Genomic DNA, 19,509 nt, shown 5'->3' on the forward strand with positions numbered 1-19,509 from the left:
ATCGAAGGAGACACCATGAACCTCAGTCATCTGCTGCGTGCCGGCCGGCGTCCGCGCGACGAGCGCGGCGACGTCCCCGGGTGGGTGATGATCACCGTGATGTCGGCGGGCCTGGTCGCCCTGCTGACGGCGTTCGCCGGGCCGCAGCTGCGCTCGATGCTCGAGGCCGCGCTGTCGTCGGTCGGCGGCTGACGCAGGCCGAGGGCGGGGCGGCGGTCGTCGACTTCTGCCTGGTGATGGTCGTGCTCGTGCCGCTGGTGCTCGGGGTGATGCAGGTGGCGCTGGTGCTGCACGTCCGCAACACGATGACGGCCGCCGCGTCCGAGGGTGCCCGGTACGCCGCGACCGTCGACGCCGGGCCGGAGCAGGGCGCCGCGCGCACCCGCACGCTGATCGACCAGGGGCTGGCGTCGCGCTACGCCCGCGACGTCACCGCGACCCAGACCGACGTAGACGGTCTGCCCGGCACGCGCGTCGTGGCGAGGGCCGAGGTGCCGGCGCTGGGGCTGCTCGGCCCGGGGCTCGCGGTCGAGGTCGAGGGCAACGCCGTCGAGGAGGCCCTGCCGTGACCCGCGACGAGCAGGGCAGCGCGATCGTCGAGGTCACCTGGCTCGCGCTGATCCTGCTGGTGCCGCTCGTCTACCTGCTGCTCGCGGTGTTCGACCTGCAGCGGGCGTCGTACGGCGTGAGCGCCGCGAGCCGCGCCGCCGGACGGGCGTTCGTCCTGGCCCCCGACCAGCAGACCGGGTACGCCCGTGCCGAGAAGGCCGCCGACCTCGCGCTGCGCGACCAGGGCCTGGGCATCGGCAGCGGACGCGTGCGGGTCACCTGCCGTCCCGACCCGCGCCGCTGCCTGGTGCCGGGCTCGATCGTCACCGTCGTCGTGCGCACCTACCAGCCGCTGCCGCTGGTGCCGTCGGTGCTTGGGTCGGGCAGGCCCACGATCCGTGTGCAGTCCACCCACGTCGAGCCGTACGGCACGTTCCGCGAGGACCGCACGTGAGGCGCGAGGACCGTGGTTCGGTGACCCCGATGATCGTCGGCTTCTTCGTGGTCGTGGGGCTGCTGGCGGCCGTGGTGGTCAACGCGTCGGCGGCGTTCCTGACCCGCCAGGAGCTGAACAACCTGGCCGACGGCGCCGCGCTCGCCGCCGCCGACGGTGTGCAGGGCGAGCAGGTCTACACCGGCGGTCTGGGCGAGAACGCCACCATCGACGCGTCCTCCGCCCGGCGGTACGTCGCGGAGTACCTCGCCGACACCGGCGCGCCGAGCCAGTACCCGGGGCTGCGGTGGCAGGTGACCCCCGACGGCGACGCCGTGCGCGTCCGCGTCGCCGCGCCCATGGATCTGCCGCTGGGCCCACCCGGCTGGGGCGACCGCACCCGCGTCACCGGCGAGGCAGCGGTGCTCCTCAAGGTTCGGTGAGCTCCTTCTCAGCGACTCGCGGCGGGCGTACGTTGAGGCAGCGCCTTGGAGGCCCCCATGCACGTCCGTCCCGCACTCACGATCGTCGCCGGGGCGGCCGTGATCTCGGCCCTGGTCGCGGCACCCGTCCACGCCGCCGACGTCCCGACCTGCTTCGGTCGCACGGCCACGATCGTGGGAGGTCCTCCCGACCCGAACGTCCCCGACGTCTCCGGCACCGACGGTGACGACGTGATCGTCACGGGCAACGCCGGCTTCGCCACGACCGGTCCGGGCGACGACCGGATCTGCGTCACGGGGACGGCGTCGTTCGTCGCCGGCGGCACCGGCGACGACCGCATCCGGGTCGACGGCGGCAGCGACTACGTCAGTGGCGACGAGGGCGACGACGTCATCCACGTCGCCAACGGGAACGCGACCTACGGCTACGCCGGGCGCGACGTGATCGTCGACGCCGGGGGCGGTGACGTCTTCGGAGGCGAGGGCTTCGACGTCGTCGCCGGCACCCGCGACTCGAGCATCACGATCGTCGACGACGCCGGACCCGACCTCTACTACGGCGCGGGCAACCCCGAGAACATCCTCAGCTACACCGGGTCGGCGGGCCCGGTGCGCATCGACCTCCGGCGCGGGCGCGTCCGGGGGCCCTCGGGCACCGATCATCTCGTCCGGGTCCGCTCGGTCGGGGGCACCAGCGCCCCGGACGTGATGATCGGCGACCGCCACGCCAACCGCTTCTTCGGCGTGGTCTTCGTCGGCCGCCTGCAGAGCGACCCGCAGATGGTCGGCGCGGACGTGATCCGCGCCGGCGGTGGGGACGACCGCATCGACGCCGTGGGGTTCGGCACCCGGGTGCTCGGCCAGGGCGGCGACGACCGGATCCGCACCGACGCCTTCGCCGACGGAGGCGGCGGCACCGACCAGTGCGACGCGACCACCGTCGTGCGGTGCGAGGGGCCTGTGCCGATCGGGTGAGACGGCCCCTCCGTATGGAGGAAGGCAACCTCATCCATACGTGGTAACTCTCGCGCTTCGGGTCGGTCGACGTGGCGGTGGCTCCTACGGTGGCGGTGACGAAGACACCCGGGGGGGATCTCATCATCGTGAGCATCATGGCCAGAATCTCGATCAGCGCCGGCGCAGCCCTGCTCGCCACGCTCGCCGTGGCACCGACCGGTGCGCACGCGGCCACGCCGACGTGCCAGGGCAAGCGCGCCACCATCGTCGGATCGACGTCGGTCGCCGCCGTGAAGGGCACCGCGGGACGCGACGTCATCGTCGGCTCGGGCGAGAACACCATCTCGGCCCGCGGTGGTGACGACCTCGTGTGCTCGCCCGGCGGCGACACCATCTCGGGCGGGGCAGGTGCCGACTCGATCGTGGTGACCGGCGGCGAGAACTTCGCCACCCGGATCGCGGGCGGTGCCGGCGACGACCGGATCACCGTCGCCGGTCTCGCCGACTCGGTGCGCGGCGACGCCGGTGCCGACAGGATCACCACGCACGGCGCGGTCAGTCAGATCTCCGGCGGTGACGGCAACGACCGTGTCGACGACACGAACGGCTGGGCGGCGGCGTTCGGCGACGCCGGCGACGACGTCATGGTGGGCGGCATCGGCACCACCCTGGTCGGCGGGCCCGGCCGCGACCGCAACGTCGCCCGCGCCGCCAGCGGGACCGAGCAGGGCGTGGTCATGATCGACGCGCCCGGGCCCGACAGCTACGACGGCAACGGCGACCTGCAGAACACCGTGAGCTACTACAACGCCACGAGCCCGGTGCGCATCGACCTCGCGGCGGGTCGCACCACCGGTGCCGGCAACGGGGGGCGGACCGACACGCTGGTCGACGTGCGGTCCGCCGGCGGCAGCTCGCACGCCGACACGATCCTCGGCACCCCGCAGGCGAACCGGCTCTGGGGCCTGCTGCCCCTGGACGACGTCGCGGTGCCCCCCGAGGGCGCCGGCGCGGACCTGATCGCGGCCGGCGCCGGCGACGACCTCGTCCGTGCGGCCGGGACGGGCAGCCGCCTCTGGGGCCAGGACGGCAACGACACGATCGAGACCGGCAACACGTTCTCCCAGACGTCCGGCACGACCTCCTACGGGGGCGCGGGCGACGACGTCCTCACCGTCAGCGGGCGGGCCTACGGCGGGCCCGGTGACGACACGCTGGTCGGCGACGTGTGGGACGACGTCCTCGTGGGCGAGGCCGGTCGCGACACCGCGGACGGCCGGGACGGCACCGACCTCTGCTCGGCCGAGACCGTCACCGCCTGCGAGGGAACGCCCTAGCCGAGGTAGCGCGTCGGGAGCGGCGTGCTCGTGACGCCGTCCGCTCCTCGCTCGACCCGGTAGGCGCGCGCGTCGGGCCTCGACGCGACGACCTCGTCGAGCACCCCGTCGACGAACAGCAGCGCGGCGCCGTCGTCGGCGGCGTGGCCGTCGCCGAAGCCGTCGGCGATCGCGGACTCGTAGGCCGGACGGCGACGCTCCTCGCCGTCGTAGTGCGGGCAGGCGGTGCCGGGGACGAACCCGAGGCCGTCCGGGAGCGGGTCGAGGTCGGTGCTCCAGGAGTCGGTGATCGAGCCCTCGAACCAGCAGTTCATGCCGGCGCTGATCCCGGCCATGACGACGCCCGCCTCCCACGCCTCGCGCAGGGCGACGTCCAGGCCGTGCAGGCGCCACAGCGCGAGCAGGTTCAGCGTGCTGCCGCCGCCGACGTAGACCACGTCCTGCGCGGCGACGAACGCCCGCAGGTCGCGGACCTCGCGACCGAACAGCCGCAGGACCGACGTCTCGGCGCGTCCGTCGAACGCGGACTCGAAGCCCTCGACGTACGACTCCGCGTCGCCGCTGGCGGTGGGCACGAAGCACACCTTGGGCGTCCGGTCGTGCGGGACGAGGGAGAGGCAGAAGTCGTCGAGCAGCGGGTTGTCGGGCTCCATCGAGAAGCCGCCACCGCCGAGGGCCAGCACGCGGGAGGTCATGGCCACGAGCCTCCCAGAGTCCGTCCGACCCGTGTTCATCCGGCCGGTGCGAACCGTTCACCGCCCGCGGGCATCACACAGGCATGCGCATCCTCTCCGTCCTCCTCGGGCTCGCCCTGGTGCCCCTGCTCGCACCCGCACCCGCCGCCCAGGCCCACCCGGGCACCATCGACGTCCGCGTCGGCACCTACAACGTCTGCGGCCACGGCTGCCTGCCGACCAAGGCGATCTGCGAGGCGACGATCGGCCGCGACTGCGCCACGAAGCTCCCCTCCTGGGCCGAGGGCCGGGCCGACGACGTCGCCGAGCGGGTGGCGCGCCACCACCTCGGGGTCGTCGCGACCCAGGAGATCGGCAACAACCCCACGCCGACGCAGACCGGCGTCGACGTCGAGTCGTTCCGGGCGCCGCTCACCCGGGCGATGCAGCGCCGGGGCTACGCCGAGGCACCCGCCGACTACGCGGGGACGCGCCACCCGGTGCAGGGCTACCCGCTCCGGTCGGGCGCCGGGCGGTACACCTACTACGACGCGAAGCGGTACAGCCACCGCGACGAGCGCGGACGCGACCTGCCGCACGACCTGCTCTGGCTCCCGGACTCCACGCCGATCTACGGCAAGACCATGACCTGGAACGTGCTGCGCGAGCGCCGCACCGGCGCCCGGTTCGTCGTGGTCGACCTGCACCTGGAGTACCGCAAGAACGGCGCCACCGACCCCAACGGCCGGACCAAGGACTGGGACCGGGTCCGCTACGACGACGCCACCCGCACCATCGCCCACGTCACCCGGGACGAGCCGGCGACGCGCGGCCTGCCGGTCGTCTTCGCCGGCGACATGAACTCCGCCTCGACCGCCGACGGGGCCAGCGCCGTGGACGCCTTCGCCGACGCCGGCTTCGACGACGCCGAGGCGGTGGCCCGCCGGCACCGGCACCGCGAGCTGGCCTCGTTCAACGGCGGCACGGTCCCGCTGCCCGAGGGCGGCAAGATCGACCACGTCTTCGTCGAGCGGGGGACGGTGGTGCGCGCGTGGGCCGTGGTGCCCGAGACGCGGCGGACGTCCGGCACCGCCTGGGAGCTGCTCGACTCCGACCACAACCTGGTCCACGCCGACGTCAGGCTGCGTCGGTAGGTCGCGGTAACCTCGGCGACGTGGCCACCGACTACTCCGAGAAGATCAGCCAGCTCGACGCGACCCTGACGTCGATCGAGAAGGTCCTCGACCTCGACAACAAGCGCACCGAGGTGGCCGACCTCCAGGAGCAGGTCGCGGCGCCCGACCTCTGGGACGACCAGGCCAACGCGCAGCGCGTCACCGCCCGGCTGTCGAGCGTCCAGTCCGAGATCGAGCGCGTGGTCAACCTGCGCTCGCGCATCGAGGACCTGGAGGTGCTCGTCGAGCTCGGCCAGGAGGGTGACGGCGACCCCGCCTCGATGGCCGAGGCCGACACCGAGCTGGCCCGGCTGCAGAAGCTGATGGAGTCGCTCGAGGTCCGCACGCTGCTGTCGGGGGAGTACGACGAGCGCGAGGCCCTGGTCACGATCCGCTCGGGCGCCGGCGGCGTCGACGCCGCCGACTTCGCCGAGATGCTGCTGCGCATGTACGGCCGCTGGGCCGAGCGTCACAAGTACCCCGTCGAGGTCTACGACACCTCGTACGCCGAGGAGGCGGGCATCAAGTCCACGACCTTCGCGGTCAAGGCCCCCTACGCCTACGGCACCCTGTCGGTCGAGGGCGGCACCCACCGCCTGGTCCGGATCTCGCCGTTCGACAACCAGGGCCGGCGCCAGACGTCGTTCGCCGCGGTCGAGGTGGTGCCGGTGCTCGAGCAGACCGACGAGATCGACCTCCCCGACGAGGAGGTGCGCGTCGACGTCTACCGCTCCTCGGGCCCCGGCGGCCAGAGCGTCAACACCACCGACTCGGCGGTGCGCCTGACCCACATCCCCACCGGCACGGTGGTCAGCTGCCAGAACGAGAAGAGCCAGCTGCAGAACAAGGCGTCGGCGATGGTGATCCTCAAGGCCAAGCTGCTCGCGCTCAAGAAGGCCGAGGAACGCGCCCACCTCGACGAGCTGCGTGGCGAGGCCGGCGGCAACGCCAACTGGGGCGACCAGATGCGCAGCTACGTGCTCAACCCGTACCAGATGGTCAAGGACCTGCGCACCGAGCACGAGTCGGGCAACCCCTCGGCCGTGCTCGACGGCGAGATCGACGACTTCATCGAGGCCGGCATCCGCTGGCGTCGCGGCGTCGACGTCACGCCGGTCTGATCAGCTGAGGCCCGCCTCGACGGCCGCTCCGAACCGGTAGAGCCGGTCGTCGCGGCCCGGCGGGGCCATCAGCTGGAACCCGACGGGCATCCCGCCGCCGGTCCCGGCCGGCACCGACATGGCCGGGATCCCGGCCAGGTTGGCCTCGACGGTCCACCAGTCCGTCCGCGGGGTGGCGAGTGGGTCGTCGACGCCGACGCGTCCCACCAGCGGCGCCACCAGCGGCACGGTCGGGCTCACCATCACCTCGCAGCGGTCGAACGCCTCGGCGGCGTCGCGCAGGATGCGCTCGCGGACGGCCAGCGCGTCGCGGTGCTCGTCCGAGCCGAGCAGACGACGTCCGGTCTCCAGGCGGTTGGCCGCCTCCTCGCCCAGCCGCCCGCGACCGACGTGCGCCTCCAGGACGGGGAGCGCCTCGACGCAGGTGAGGGTGAAGTAGACGTCGAGCAGGTCGCCGAAGCGCGGGACGTCGACGTGCACGACGGACGCCCCGAGGCCTCGCAGCACCTCCACGCCCGCCTCGAACCGCTCGACCACCTCGGGCGCGTTGCGGCCGCCCGACATCGGGACGACGACGCCGACGGCGCGGCCCACCAGGCGCTCGTGCGCGCCGACCTCGGCGGCGTGCGTCAGTCGTCCGTCGGTCACGCCGGCCATCACCTCGTGGAGCAGCGCGGCGTCGGCGAGCGTCGGCGCCAGCGGGCCCACCCGGTCCATCGTCGGCGCGAAGTCGACGACGCCGTCGGTCGGGACGGTGCCGGGTGAGGGGGCGACGCCGACGATCCCGCAGAACGCCGCCGGCTCGCGGATCGAGCCGCCGGTGTCGGTGCCCACGGCGAGCACCCCGTAGGCGGCGACCGCGGCGCCCGACCCACCGCTCGAGCCGCCCGCCGTGCGACGCGGGTCGTGCGGGTTGCGGGTCGGGCCCCACGCGGAGCTCTCCGTGGACGCGCCCATCGCGAACTCGTCGAGGTTGGTGGTGCCGACGACGGCCGCACCCGCCGCGCGCAGGCGGCGGACCACCTCGGCGTCGTGGTCGGCGGGCGGGCCGTCCCACCGGGTGGCCGACCCGCAGGCCCACGGCGCGCCGCGGACGGCGACGTTGTCCTTGACGGCGACGAGGCGTCCTGCCAGCGGGCCCTCGCCGCCGACGTCGTGCGCGTCGACGTGGACGAAGGCGCTCAGCTCGCCGTCGCGCCGGGCGACGTCCGCGAGCACGTCGTCGAGGGTCATGCCCGGGAGGCTATGCCGTGGCGAACCTGCCCAGGACCGCGGCGTCCACGCCGGCCAGCCGCTCGGCGAACATCTGCTGGTAGGCGAGCTCCTCCTGGCTGCGGGGAGCGGGCAGGCCGGCGACGCGCTGGTCCTGCCAGCCCTCGTCGGGGACGAGGTCGGTGACGCGCGCGGCCATGACGTCGGCGGTGCCGCTGCCGTCGCCGAACTGCTCCTTGGCGCGCCACAGGATGTCGTGGGGCAGCCAGCCGGTGAACGCCTCGCGCAGCAGGGCCTTCTCCTGGCCGAGCTCGCCGGGCAGCTTCCAGCCGATGGGGATGCGGGCGGCGAGGTTGACCAGGTCGCGGTCGAGGAACGGGACGCGGGCCTCGAGACCGTGGGCCATCGTCACGCGGTCGCAGCGCTGGAGGTTGAGGTTGTGCAGGCCGGCGACGCTGCGGACGAGCTCGTCGCGCAGGTCGTCGTCGGAGGTGATGTCGCGGTAGTGGGCGTAGCCGGCGAACAGCTCGTCGGCGCCCTCGCCCGTCAGCACGACCTTGACGGTCTGCGCCGTGGTCTCGGCGAGCAGGTAGTTGGGCACGGCGCTGCGCACGAGCGACGGCTCGTACGACTCGATGCTCTGCACCACCGCGGGCAGCACGCGCAGCACCTCGTCGGCGTCGTAGACGCGCTCGTGGTGCTCCAGGCCGAGGTGCTCGGCCACGCGGCGCGCGGCGACGAGGTCCGAGCTGCCCGCGGTGCCGGCGGCGAAGGAGTGGACGGGGCCCGTAACGTCGCCGGAGTGCTTGGCCATGATCGCGGCCACCAGGCTGGAGTCGAGCCCGCCCGACAGGAACACCCCGACGGGCACGTCGGCCATCATCCGGCGGTGCACCGCGGTCTCGAGGGTCTCGCGGACGGCGGTCGTCGCGTCGTCGCGGCTGGTCAGCTCCTCGCCCTCGACGTGCAGCTCGCGGAACCGGACGAGCCCGGCCTCGGGCGTCCAGCGGAACCCGGGCGGGAACTCGGCGACGGCCGAGCGGTGCGCGGGGTCGAACGCGCCGATCTCGGACGCGAACAGCGTCGCGCCGTCGATGCGGGCCCAGTAGAGGGGCTTGACGCCCACTGGGTCGCGCGCCGCCACCACGTCGCCGTCCTCGTGGGCCACGACGAACGCGTACATGCCGCGCAGGTCGGCCAACCCGTTCGGGTCGTCGCTGACGGCGGCGGCCAGGGCGGCCTCGCTGTCGGAGTCGGTGCGGAAGTCGCGCGGCGACACCTCGCGCAGCTGGGCGTGGTTGTAGATCTCGCCGTTGACGACGGCCCAGTGGCCGTCGGCCGAGCCGAGCGGCTGCGCGCCGTGGTCGAGGTCGACGATGGACAGCCGGGCGTGGCCGAGCCAGGTCGGGCCGACGGTGCGCTCGCCCGAACCGTCCGGTCCGCGGTGCGTGATGCGGTCGAGCATCCTCCCGCCGAGGGTCTCGTCAGGGCCGTTCGGGTCGTGGATCGCGACGATGCCGCACATGTGACGAGACTACCGACACGGCGTGCGGCAGGGTCCGCGGAAGCCGTGGGCGCCGCCCGTACGCTGTCCCGGTGATCCGATTCGAGAACGTGACGAAGTCCTACTCCGGGCAGCGTCGCCCGGCGCTGGACGCGATCAACCTCGAGGTCGAGAAGGGCGAGTTCGTCTTCCTCGTCGGCACGTCCGGGTCCGGCAAGTCCACCTTCCTGCGCCTGGTGCTGCGCGAGCTGCGGCCCACGTCCGGACGCGTCTTCGTGGCCGGCAAGGAGATCAACCGCCTGGCGAACTGGAAGGTCCCGCGCCTGCGCCGCCAGGTCGGCACGGTGTTCCAGGACTTCCGCCTGCTCCCCAACAAGACCGTCACCGAGAACGTCGCGTTCGCGCTGCAGGTGATCGGCCGCTCGCGTGCCGAGATCAACAAGCTCGTCCCCGAGACCCTCGAGCTGGTGGGTCTGGAGGGCAAGGGGCACCGTCTGCCCGACGAGCTCTCCGGCGGCGAGCAGCAGCGCGTCGCCATCGCGCGCGCCTTCGTCAACCGGCCGATGATCCTCATCGCCGACGAGCCCACCGGCAACCTTGACCCGGGCACGTCGGTCGGCATCATGAAGCTCCTCGACCGCATCAACCGCACCGACACCACGGTGATCATGGCGACGCACGACGCCGGCATCGTCGACCAGATGCGCAAGCGCGTCATCGAGCTGGAGGCCGGTGAGCTCGTCCGCGACCAGTCGCGCGGCGCCTACGGCTACCAGAACTGACGCACCGACCCGATCGGACACACGACACCCATGGCCATGCGCAGCGTCTTCGCCGAGCTCGGAACGAGCCTGCGACGCAACTTCTCGATGACCGTCTCCCTCGTGGTGACGATGACGGTCTCCCTCCTCCTCGCGGCGCTCGGACTGCTCATCCAGCAGCAGGCCGACCGCACCGAGCAGTACTTCGGCGACCGCCTGCAGCTGCAGGTCAACATGTGCACCGAGAACTCCCCGAGCGAGCAGTGCATCGAGGGAGGCTCGACCGCCGAGCAGCAGACCGCCGTCCAGGACGCGCTGCGCGAGAACCCCGAGGTCCGCTCGTTCGACAAGCGGTCGCCGGAGCAGAACTTCGAGCGCGCCCAGGAGTACCTCGGCCAGACCGAGACGGGCCGCAAGCAGCTCGAGACCCTCGGACCCGACGCGTTCCCTGTCTCGTACTTCGTCACGCTCGACGACCCGCGGGAGTTCGAGGGCGTCACCAGCCAGGTGCGCGGGATGGACGGCGTGGGCAACGTCAACAGCCTGCGCGACCTGCTCGGCCCGCTGTTCCAGGCCCTGGGCATCCTGCGCTGGGCCGCGCTCGGCACCGCGCTCGTGCTGGTGATCGCCGCGATCCTGCAGGTCTCCAACACCATCCGCATGACGGCGTTCGCCCGCCGCCGCGAGATCGGCATCATGCGCCTGGTCGGTGCGTCCAGCTGGCACATCCAGGCCCCGTTCCTGCTGGAGTCGCTCGCCGCCGCGATCATCTCGGCTGCGCTCGCCTGCGGCGGCCTCGCGGCGTTCATGCACTTCGCCGTCTACGGGTACCTCAGACCGTCCCTGGGCCAGATCACCACCTGGGTGCGATGGCAGGAGGCCTTCTACGTGGGCGGCTGGATCTCGGTCCTGGCGCTCCTGTTGGCCCTCGTCCCGACGCTCGTGATGACGCGCAAGTACCTCAAGGTCTGACCGCCGCGCGGCTCTCGACCTCGACCTGACGTCGAGACTCGCCGGGGAATGCCCGGGTTTTCTGGTCCAGGTGACGTAGCGTCCTCCCGTGGCCCGACACTTCCCCCTCGGTCGGCCGCGGTCCTGGTTCGTCGTCCGCGACGGCTCCGTCCACCGTGGTCAGGCCCTGCTCGCCCTGCTCGTGACGTGCGGGCTCGTCCTGGCGATCGCCTCGCCCGGGTCGGCCGACGACCAGAAGGACAAGGTCCGCAAGAAGCAGCAGGACGTCGCCGGCCAGATCGGCGGCGCCAAGGCAAGCCTGGACCAGTCGAGCAAGCAGTACTCGCAGGCCGCGGCCGCGCTGGAGGCGGCCCAGACGTCGCTGTCCACCGCGCGCAGCCGGCTCACCACCACCCGTGGCCAGCTCGCCACCGCCAAGGCGCAGGACACCGCGATGCAGGCCAAGCTCACGCAGGCCGAGGGGCAGCTGGACGGCGCGCGCACCGCGCTCAAGAAGGGCCGCAAGAAGCTCAAGCGGGCCGAGTCCGACGTCAAGGAGTTCACGCTCGAGTCGCTGCAGAACGGCGACCCGAGCCTGCGGGCGTTCAGCGGGCTCCTGCGCGGCGAGGCGCCGAGCAAGTTCACCGAGCAGATGGTGCTGTCGGGGTCGGTAGGCGACGCCCAGCTGGCCCAGATGGACACCTTCGACGCCTCGCGCGTGATGCTGACGCTGAACGAGGAGAAGGTCGAGAAGCTTCGCGACTCGGTCAAGGCCCAGCGCAAGGCCGCCGCGGAGAACCTCGCCACCAAGGAGCGGCTCGAGGCCGAGCAGGCCGCGCAGACCGCCAAGGTCACCCAGCTCGTCGGCACCGCGTCGAAGGCCGAGACGGCCGCGGCGGCGCTCAAGCAGGACGACCTCGCCGAGCTGGGGCGCCTGGAGTCCGAGCGCAGCCGGCTGGGCAACAAGCTCAAGGCGATCGCCGCCCGCGAGCGGGCCGCCGAGAAGCGCCGCCACGCCGCGGCCGCCGCCAAGAAGCGCAAGCAGAGCAGCGGGGGAGGCGGGTCGTCCAGCGCCCCCGAGCCCGAGGAGGACACCGGCGGCGCCGGTGACGCGGCCGACGGCGGCGGGACGCTGTCGCGTCCGGTCGACGGTCCGATCACCTCGCGCTACGGCATGCGCTTCCACCCCGTGCTCAAGGTCTGGAAGCTGCACGACGGCACCGACTTCGGCGTCCCCTGCGGCACCCCGGTCAGGGCCGCCGCCGGCGGACGCGTCATCGAGAAGTACTTCAACGCCGGCTACGGCAACCGCATCATCCTGGCCAACGGCCAGATGCGCGGCAAGAGCATCGCCACCACCTACAACCACCTGTCGCGGTTCAAGGTGCGGGTGGGCCAGAAGGTCAAGCGCGGCCAGGTGATCGCCTACTCGGGCACCACCGGCTACTCCACGGGCTGCCACCTGCACTTCATGGTGCTCGAGGACGGCGACACCGTGAACCCGATGGGTTGGCTCTAACGGGCTTGCGCACCTGCGCGACAATGGACCCATGGCCAAGGAGACGGGGCGCAAGCTCATCGCGCAGAACAAGAAGGCGCGCCACGACTACCTGATCCAGGACACCGTCGAGGCGGGCATCGTCCTCACGGGCACCGAGGTCAAGTCGCTGCGCGCCGGACGTGCGTCGCTGGTCGACGGGTTCGGCGACGTCGACGGCGGCGAGATCTGGCTGCACAACGTCCACATCCCCGAGTACACCCAGGGCACGTGGACCAACCACACGACGCGTCGCAAGCGCAAGCTGCTGCTGCACAAGCACGAGATCGAGAAGATCGAGCGCAAGTCGTCGGAGTCCAGCTACACGATCGTGCCGCTCGCCCTGTACTTCAAGGACGGCCGGGCCAAGGTCGAGATCGCCGTCGCCAAGGGCAAGAAGGCCTACGACAAGCGGCACGCCCTCGCCGAGCGGCAGCTCGACCGCGAGGCCAAGGCCGAGGTGGATCGCAGGCTCAAGGGCCTGCGCTGACCGTGCAGGACCGCGACCTGCCCGACTGGGCCGCCCACCTCGGCGTCCCGGGGCTGTTCGACGTCCACGTGCACTTCCTGCCGCCCCCGATCCTGCGCAAGGTCTGGGCGTACTTCGACGCCGCCGGCCCGCTGATCGGCCGGCCCTGGACGATCACCTACCGCTGGAGCGACGACGAGCGCGTCGCGCACCTGCACGCGATGGGGGTGCGGCACTACTCGGCGCTCCCGTACGCGCACAAGCCCGGCATCGCGGGCTACCTGAACGACTGGGCCGCCGAGTTCGCCGACGCCCACCCCGAGTCGCTGCGCTCGGCCACCTTCTATCCCGAGCCCGGCGCCGGCGAGTACGTGGCCGAGGCGGTGGAGCGAGGCGTCGAGGTCTTCAAGGCGCACGTGCAGGTGGGGCAGTTCGCGCCCGACGACCCGCTGCTCGACCCCGTCTGGGACGTGCTCACCCAGACCGGACGGCCCGTCGTCCTGCACGCCGGCTCGGGCCCCGCGCCGGGCCGGTTCACCGGGGTGGACGGCGTGCGGCAGGTGCTCCGACGGTTCCCGCGGCTGCCGCTGGTCGTCGCCCACATGGGGACGCCGGAGTACGAGGAGTTCCTCGAGCTGGCCGAGCAGCACGAGCGCGTCCACCTCGACACCACGATGGTGTTCACGGACTTCACCGAGGAGTCGGCGCCCTACCCGCGCCACCTGCTGCCGCGCCTGGTCGCGCTGCAGGACAAGGTGCTGCTCGGCTCGGACTTCCCCAACATCCCGTACACCTACGCCCACCAGGTGGAGGCCCTGCAGCGCACCGGCCTCGGCGACGACTGGCTGCGCGACGTCTGCTGGCACAACGGGGTGCGCTTGTTCCCCGGCCGCGGTTGAATGGTCGGGGGGCAGGGCTCGAGCCAGGAGGTCCGCACGTGGGACACGCACGCGGCTTGCCCGACCGTCGGCAACGCGACTCCAAGACCGGACTGCTCACCGTCGAGGCGTTGGAGTCCCGGCTGTCCGAGACGGTGGCCCTGCACGACGTCGCAGCACTGTGGATCGACCTCGACGGGTTCGCCGAGATCAACGGCCGCTACGGACGCCGGGCCGGGGACGGCGCGCTCGTCGAGGTGGCCGAGAGGCTCCGTCACGCCGCCCGCCGCGGCGACCTGGTCGGACGGACGGCCGGCGACGAGTTCGTGGTGGCGCTGGTCGACGCGCCTGCGCGTCCCGAGCTCGAGCGCGCGGTGTCGCGGTTGCGTGACTCGATCCGGGCGCCGATGCTCGTCGGCGGGCAGCAGGTCCAGCTGACGGCGACGGTCGGCGTCGCCACCTCGACCGCGGGCGCCATGAGCATCGAGGACCTCCTGCAGCAGGCCGACGCCGCCAAGTCCGCGGCGAAGCTCGAGGGGTTCGACCGGCACGCCTTCTTCGACCCCGACGTCGAGGAGGCCGCGGTGGTGCGCGGACGCGGACGCCAGCGACTCGCGGTCGCGCTGCGCGACCGCGCCTTCCGCCTGGACTACCAGCCGATCGTCGACGTGGCGACGGGCGGGACGGCCGTGGTGGAGGCGCTGCTGCGGGGGCAGCGCGACGGCGAGGACGTCGTCGCCGAGGACTTCATCGCGATCGCCGAGGACACCGGGCAGGTCCGTGCCCTCGGACAGCTGGCCATGGAGCTGGTCACCCACGACATGCTGCGCCTCGACCAGAGCGTGACCACCGCGGGCATGCGGGTGGCGCTGAACCTGTCGCCGAGCGAGCTGGGCGAGCGCGACTTCGTCGACCGGCTGCTCGCGTGGGAGGTGCCGGGCGGCTACGAGCGACTCGTCGTCGAGGTCACCGAGTCGGTGTCGCTCGAGAAGGGCAGCCGCGGGTACGACACGCTGCTGCTCCTGCGGCGGCTGGGGGCCACCGTGAGCATCGACGACTTCGGCACCGGGTACTCGAGCCTGGGCATCCTCGACAGCCTGCAGCCGGCCCTGATCAAGATCGACCGCTCGCTCCTCGTGCGCGGACGCGCCGGTCACCGGTCCCGCGACCTGCTCGCCGCCACCGTCCAGATGATCCACGCGCTCGGCGCCCGAGCGGTCCTCGAGGGCGTCGAGACGCCCGGTGACGAGCAGCTGGCCACCGAGCTGGGAGTCGACCTCCTGCAGGGGTACGGGGTGGCCGAGCCCATGCCGGTCGACGACCTCGCCGCCTGGGTCGTGCAGCACCCGTCGGAATAGGGCGTGCGCCGAGACGGTTGTGACGGGTACGCTGCGAGAGCAGTGCACAACGCAGTGTCGAACAACTACAGAGGGGCTGATCGGTTTCGACTTCGGTCGTGGCGGTCAGGAGAAGCGGGTCGAGAAGCCAAGGTCATCTCGTAAACGTTCCTTGGAAACCAACAAGTGCCGATAACAGTCGCACTTCGTTCGCCCTCGCCGCCTGAGCGGCCGGTGAACCGTCAGACCGGATGTGTCTCCGTTCCGGAGCCTGGCGTCATCTAGGAGACTTGCTGCTCACGTCCGGTCGCGGGGCGTGAGTGGGACATCAACAGCGACTGAGCCTGTCGGTGACGTGTCCGTCCGAGCACCGGGGCTGAGAACAGCGATCTGACGGACTGCACCCGGAGAAGACCTGAACGGACGTCGAAGGACGCGGGTTCGATTCCCGCCAGCTCCACCAGTCCACCCCCTGTGCACCCGACGCGTCGCCCCACCGGCGGCGCGTCTCGTGCGTTCACAGGCACCTCCCAGCGCGGACCGGTGGGGGTCACAGGTCGGGGCCCGAGGGTATGACCCATGTCTGCCACCACCCTGCAACGGCCGCCCGCCGCACCCCCTGCCCCGGCCGCCGCGCCGCCCGCAAACCAGCCGCGCTGGGCACGCCCCCTGTTCTGGACGCTGATCGCCGCGACGACGGCGCTGTACGTCATCGGGCTGTCGCAGTCCGGCACGGCCAACGACTTCTACGCCGCGGCGGTGAAGTCGGGCACCGAGTCGTGGAAGGCGTGGCTGTTCGGGTCGCTGGACTCCTCCAACGCGATCACCGTCGACAAGCCGCCCGCGTCGCTGTGGGTGATGGTGCTGTCGGCACGGATCCTCGGCTTCTCGTCGTTCTCCATGCTGCTGCCGCAGGCGCTGATGGGCGTCGGCACGGTGGCACTGGTGCACGGCGCGGTCAAGCGCTGGTCCGGGCCCGCGGCCGGGCTGCTCGCGGGGCTGGCCGTCGCGCTGACGCCCGTCGCCGCGCTGATGTTCCGCTTCAACAACCCCGACGCCGCCCTGGTGCTGCTGATGACGGCTGCCGCCTACTGCGTGGTGCGGGCGATCGACTCCACCTCGTCGGCCGGACGCTCGCGGGCTCTGCGCTGGATGCTGCTGGCCGGCACCGCGATCGGCTTCGCGTTCCTGACCAAGATGGCCCAGGGCCTGCTGGTGCTGCCGGCGTTCGGGCTCGTCTACCTGCTGGCCGCGAGCACGAGCGTCCGCGCGCGCATCGGCCACCTGCTGGCCGCGACCGCCGCGATGGTCGTCTCGGCCGGCTGGTTCATCGCGCTCGTCGAGCTGTGGCCGGCGGCGTCGCGCCCCTACATCGGCGGCTCGACGAACAACTCCCTGTGGGAGCTCGCGGTGGGCTACAACGGCCTGGGCCGCATCCTCGGCGGGAGCGGCAACGGCGGCGGCGGGGGAGGCGGCGGGCAGAACTCGATGTTCGGCGGCTCCACCGGCATCACCCGCATGTTCGGCACCGCGTTCGGCGCGCAGGTCTCCTGGCTGGTCCCGGCCGCGCTGGTCGCGCTGGTGGCCGGACTGCTCCTGACGCGCCGCGCCACCCGCACCGACCGGACCCGTGCGGCCCTGGTGCTGTGGGGCTCGTGGCTCCTGGTCACCATGGCCGTCTTCTCGTTCATGTCGGGCACGATCCACCCGTACTACGCGGTGGCCCTCGTCCCCGCGATCGGCGCCCTCGTCGGCATCGGCGGCAGCTTCCTGTGGGCCCACCGCGACGACCACGTCGCGCGCGGAGCTCTGGCTCTGATGATCTTCGCCTCGTCGGTCTGGGGCTTCCACCTGATGACACGCGACGCGAGCGGCTGGATGACCTGGCTCGCCTGGACCATGCTCGTCGGCGGCTGGGCCTCGGCGATCGTGCTCGCCTTCTCGACCGACCGGCTCAAGAAGGTCGCCGTCGTCGCGGTGGTGGTCGGCGCGCTGTTCTCGGTGGCCGGCACCACCGCCTTCACCGCGGCCACCGTCACGTCGGGACACACCGGCTCGACGCCGACGGCGGGTCCCGCGTCGGCCGGCCAGGGCGGCATGGGCGGGGGCATGGGCGGCGACCAGTCGTCCAGCACCGAGCTGACCACCCTGCTGGAGGGCACGACGAGCCGCTGGGCGGCGGCCACCGTCGGCTCGCAGTCGGCGGCCGGCTACATCCTGAGCACCGACGTCGCCGTGATGGCCATCGGCGGGTTCAGCGGGAGCGACGACTCGCCGACGCTCGCGCAGTTCAAGCAGTACGTGGCCGACGGCGACGTCGCCTACTTCGTCTCCGGCGGGCAGGGAGGTCGCGGCGGCGGTCCCGGGGGCGGCGGCAGCTCGTCCGGCAGCGAGATCACCGCGTGGGTCGAGGCCACCTTCACCGCGACCACGGTCGGAGGGACCACGGTCTACGACCTCTCGTCCTGAGGGATGGACAGATGCCCCGTCGAGTCCGACGATTCCCCCAAACAAGGGACGTCGAGGCCCTCGACGGGGCATTCTGTCGTCAGGACTGACGAGGAGGAAGCAGCCCGATGCCTGTTCGCGTGGGGGGTGCGCTGGGGCGCACGCTTGCCGGCGCGATGCAGCGCGCCCAGGGCGGCGACGCGCTCACCGTGGTCGGTGAGCTCAAGGGCGTCCTCAACGGGCTCGGCGGCGAGGTCTCGCACGAGCGCGCGGCCACCGAGTACGTCCTCGCTGTCGCGCACCTGATGGCCGGCAACCTCGAGCAGGCCCTCCGTGCCGCCGACGCGTGCGTCGGCATCGGCGAGAGCCTGCACGAGCGTGGCTGGGCGGCCAACGCCCTGAGCCTGCGGGCGGTGGCCCTCGAGCGGCTCGGACGGGCGGCGGAGTCCATCGACGACCTGGTGCGGTGCGAGTACGAGACCCGGAGGTCGACCGACCCGGGGCTCGTCGCCTGGGCCCACGCCGGTCTCGGCACCGCCTACGAGGAGCTGCGGCTGTTCGAGCTCGCGGCGCCGCACTACCAGCGGACCTCCGCGCTGCGGGCCGACCCGCTCGAGTTCCCCGACTCCCAGTTGATCGACGAGCTCAGCCTCGCGTCGGTGCACGCCATCTGGGCCCGTGAGATCGCGATGCTCGCGAGCACACGGACGAGCCACGAGCGCGACGTCGTCCGGCTGCGTCGCACCGCCGTCGAGCACGCCCGCCGGGCCATCGGGCTGCGGTCGCCGTCGTCCTTCCCGCACCTCGTGCTGCAGGCACGCTTGCTTCTGGCCGCCAACGACTGGGACGCCGAGCCCGCCGCGCGTCTCGCCGAGCTGCGCGAGCTGCGCCGCGAGTTCGGCGCGGCCGAGGACGACGCCAACACCGTCGAGTGCACGGCGACGCTGGCCGAGGTGCTGGCGGCGTCCGGGGACGTCGAGGCCGCCGCGGCCGAGGCCCGCCGCGCGGTGGACGTCCTCACCCCCGACGCCGACACCAGCCTCGACCGGTACGTGCGCTGGGTCGCGCTGACCGTCCAGGACGCCGAGGGGGACGGCTGGGCGTCGTCCGGCCTGGCGTTCGGCGCCACCGTCGCCCGCGGCTGGTGGGCCCAGCGCGAGAACCGGCTGGAGATGATGCGCGCCGCGATCGTCGGGTACGCCCGCTACCAGATGAGCGAGGGTGACCGCCGTGCCGCCCGGGAGGACCCGCTCACCGGCCTGGGCAACCGTCGGGCGTTCGACGAGTGGCTCGCCTCGGACGAGGCGCACTCGGTGCCGAGCACGCTGCTGCTGTTCGACGTCGACCGGCTGAAGCGGGTCAACGACACCTGGGGCCACGAGGCCGGCGACGACCTGCTCTCGGTGTTCGCCGGGCTCCTCGTGGAGAACACCCGCGAGGTCGACCTCACGCTGCGGCTCGGCGGCGACGAGTTCGTCATCGTGCTGCGCGACTCCGCCCGCGAGGACGGCACGCTCGTGGCCGACCGGATCTCGCTCGCGCTCGACGCGCTCACCCACGACCAGGACCGCCCGCACCTGGCGCTCATGTCGGCCAGCCTGGGCATCGCCAGCACCCACGAGGGCCTGGACGTCGACCGCCTGCTCAGCACCGCCGACACGCGCATGTACGAGGTCAAGCACCGCAGGAGGCGCCGCAGCGACGACCTGGCGGCGGGCTGAGC

General features: G+C 72.5%; 19 protein-coding genes and 1 other RNA gene. 17 read left to right on the top strand and 3 right to left on the bottom strand.

From position 1 onward, the window contains the following. The first annotated feature begins 15 nt into the window (after positions 1–15). The 6 genes from ACI6PP_RS11310 (at position 16) to ACI6PP_RS11335 (ending at position 3,719) form a co-directional block, all read left to right on the top strand. The gene (locus ACI6PP_RS11310) at positions 16–192 is read left to right on the top strand and encodes a hypothetical protein (RefSeq protein ID WP_421111684.1); all 177 of its coding nucleotides are present in this window, start codon (positions 16–18) and stop codon (positions 190–192) included. Beyond that, entirely contained in the window at positions 189–569 is a 381-nt protein-coding gene (locus ACI6PP_RS11315; protein WP_421111709.1) for a TadE/TadG family type IV pilus assembly protein, read from the top strand. Before ACI6PP_RS11310 ends, ACI6PP_RS11315 begins: the two co-directional genes overlap by 4 nt. Beyond that, the gene (locus tag ACI6PP_RS11320; protein WP_421111685.1) at positions 566–1,003 is read left to right on the top strand and encodes a hypothetical protein; all 438 of its coding nucleotides are present in this window, start codon (positions 566–568) and stop codon (positions 1,001–1,003) included. Before ACI6PP_RS11315 ends, ACI6PP_RS11320 begins: the two co-directional genes overlap by 4 nt. A gap of 20 nt (positions 1,004–1,023) precedes the next feature. Beyond that, positions 1,024–1,425 carry a pilus assembly protein TadG-related protein gene (locus ACI6PP_RS11325; RefSeq protein ID WP_421111686.1) on the top strand — a complete coding sequence of 134 codons (402 nt, stop codon included), beginning with the start codon at positions 1,024–1,026 and terminating at the stop codon, positions 1,423–1,425. A 57-nt stretch (positions 1,426–1,482) separates the two neighbouring features. Further along, positions 1,483–2,400 (top strand): hypothetical protein, encoded by a 918-nt coding sequence (locus ACI6PP_RS11330; RefSeq protein ID WP_421111687.1) that lies wholly within the window; start codon positions 1,483–1,485, stop codon positions 2,398–2,400. A gap of 137 nt (positions 2,401–2,537) precedes the next feature. Continuing rightward, a complete protein-coding gene (locus ACI6PP_RS11335; RefSeq protein WP_421111688.1) occupies positions 2,538–3,719 on the top strand; it encodes a calcium-binding protein in 1,182 nt (393 codons plus the stop codon). Here the strand turns inward: ACI6PP_RS11335 and ACI6PP_RS11340 are convergent. Beyond that, complete coding sequence (locus ACI6PP_RS11340; RefSeq protein WP_421111689.1) at positions 3,716–4,414, bottom strand: Type 1 glutamine amidotransferase-like domain-containing protein; 699 nt, start codon at positions 4,412–4,414, stop codon at positions 3,716–3,718. The two genes, ACI6PP_RS11335 and ACI6PP_RS11340, sit on opposite strands and share 4 nt — an antisense overlap. 83 nt (positions 4,415–4,497) lie before the next feature. On the opposite strand from ACI6PP_RS11340, the gene ACI6PP_RS11345 reads away from it, so the two are divergent. Both ACI6PP_RS11345 and prfB read left to right on the top strand, forming a co-directional pair. Beyond that, positions 4,498–5,547, top strand: coding sequence for an endonuclease/exonuclease/phosphatase family protein (locus ACI6PP_RS11345; RefSeq protein WP_421111690.1), 1,050 nt, complete (start codon positions 4,498–4,500; stop codon positions 5,545–5,547). A gap of 20 nt (positions 5,548–5,567) precedes the next feature. Then, entirely contained in the window at positions 5,568–6,689 is a 1,122-nt protein-coding gene (prfB, locus tag ACI6PP_RS11350) for a peptide chain release factor 2 (protein ID WP_421111691.1), read from the top strand. Here the strand turns inward: prfB and ACI6PP_RS11355 are convergent, their stop codons facing one another. Then, on the bottom strand, positions 6,690–7,922 hold the full coding sequence (locus ACI6PP_RS11355; protein ID WP_421111692.1) for an amidase: 1,233 nt from the start codon (positions 7,920–7,922) through the stop codon (positions 6,690–6,692). Between the two features lie 10 nt (positions 7,923–7,932). Then, the gene (asnB, locus tag ACI6PP_RS11360) at positions 7,933–9,426 is read right to left on the bottom strand and encodes an asparagine synthase (glutamine-hydrolyzing) (RefSeq protein ID WP_421111693.1); all 1,494 of its coding nucleotides are present in this window, start codon (positions 9,424–9,426) and stop codon (positions 7,933–7,935) included. A gap of 71 nt (positions 9,427–9,497) precedes the next feature. On the opposite strand from asnB, the gene ftsE reads away from it, so the two are divergent. From ftsE to ACI6PP_RS11405, 9 genes are all read left to right on the top strand, one after another. Then, positions 9,498–10,187 (top strand): cell division ATP-binding protein FtsE, encoded by a 690-nt coding sequence (gene ftsE, locus ACI6PP_RS11365; RefSeq protein ID WP_421111694.1) that lies wholly within the window; start codon positions 9,498–9,500, stop codon positions 10,185–10,187. Positions 10,188–10,217: 30 nt separating this feature from the next. Then, a complete protein-coding gene (ftsX, locus tag ACI6PP_RS11370; protein ID WP_421111695.1) occupies positions 10,218–11,138 on the top strand; it encodes a permease-like cell division protein FtsX in 921 nt (306 codons plus the stop codon). A gap of 88 nt (positions 11,139–11,226) precedes the next feature. Next, complete coding sequence (locus ACI6PP_RS11375) at positions 11,227–12,636, top strand: M23 family metallopeptidase (RefSeq protein ID WP_421111696.1); 1,410 nt, start codon at positions 11,227–11,229, stop codon at positions 12,634–12,636. A gap of 31 nt (positions 12,637–12,667) precedes the next feature. After that, positions 12,668–13,144, top strand: coding sequence for an SsrA-binding protein SmpB (smpB, locus tag ACI6PP_RS11380; protein ID WP_421111697.1), 477 nt, complete (start codon positions 12,668–12,670; stop codon positions 13,142–13,144). 2 nt (positions 13,145–13,146) lie between these two features. Beyond that, a complete protein-coding gene (locus ACI6PP_RS11385) occupies positions 13,147–14,022 on the top strand; it encodes an amidohydrolase family protein (RefSeq protein WP_421111698.1) in 876 nt (291 codons plus the stop codon). Between the two features lie 38 nt (positions 14,023–14,060). Continuing rightward, the gene (locus ACI6PP_RS11390; protein ID WP_421111699.1) at positions 14,061–15,359 is read left to right on the top strand and encodes a putative bifunctional diguanylate cyclase/phosphodiesterase; all 1,299 of its coding nucleotides are present in this window, start codon (positions 14,061–14,063) and stop codon (positions 15,357–15,359) included. 72 nt (positions 15,360–15,431) lie between these two features. Continuing rightward, positions 15,432–15,801: a transfer-messenger RNA gene (ssrA, locus tag ACI6PP_RS11395) on the top strand. 116 nt (positions 15,802–15,917) lie between these two features. Then, positions 15,918–17,807: an ArnT family glycosyltransferase gene (locus ACI6PP_RS11400; RefSeq protein WP_421111700.1), complete on the top strand. Its 1,890-nt coding sequence runs from the start codon at positions 15,918–15,920 to the stop codon at positions 17,805–17,807. Positions 17,808–17,914: 107 nt separating this feature from the next. Beyond that, the gene (locus ACI6PP_RS11405; RefSeq protein ID WP_421111701.1) at positions 17,915–19,507 is read left to right on the top strand and encodes a GGDEF domain-containing protein; all 1,593 of its coding nucleotides are present in this window, start codon (positions 17,915–17,917) and stop codon (positions 19,505–19,507) included. Positions 19,508–19,509: the final 2 nt, after the last annotated feature.

It is taken from the genome of Solicola agrisoli, from assembly GCF_049059935.1.
GTDB lineage: Bacteria > Actinomycetota > Actinomycetes > Propionibacteriales > Nocardioidaceae > JAURVT01.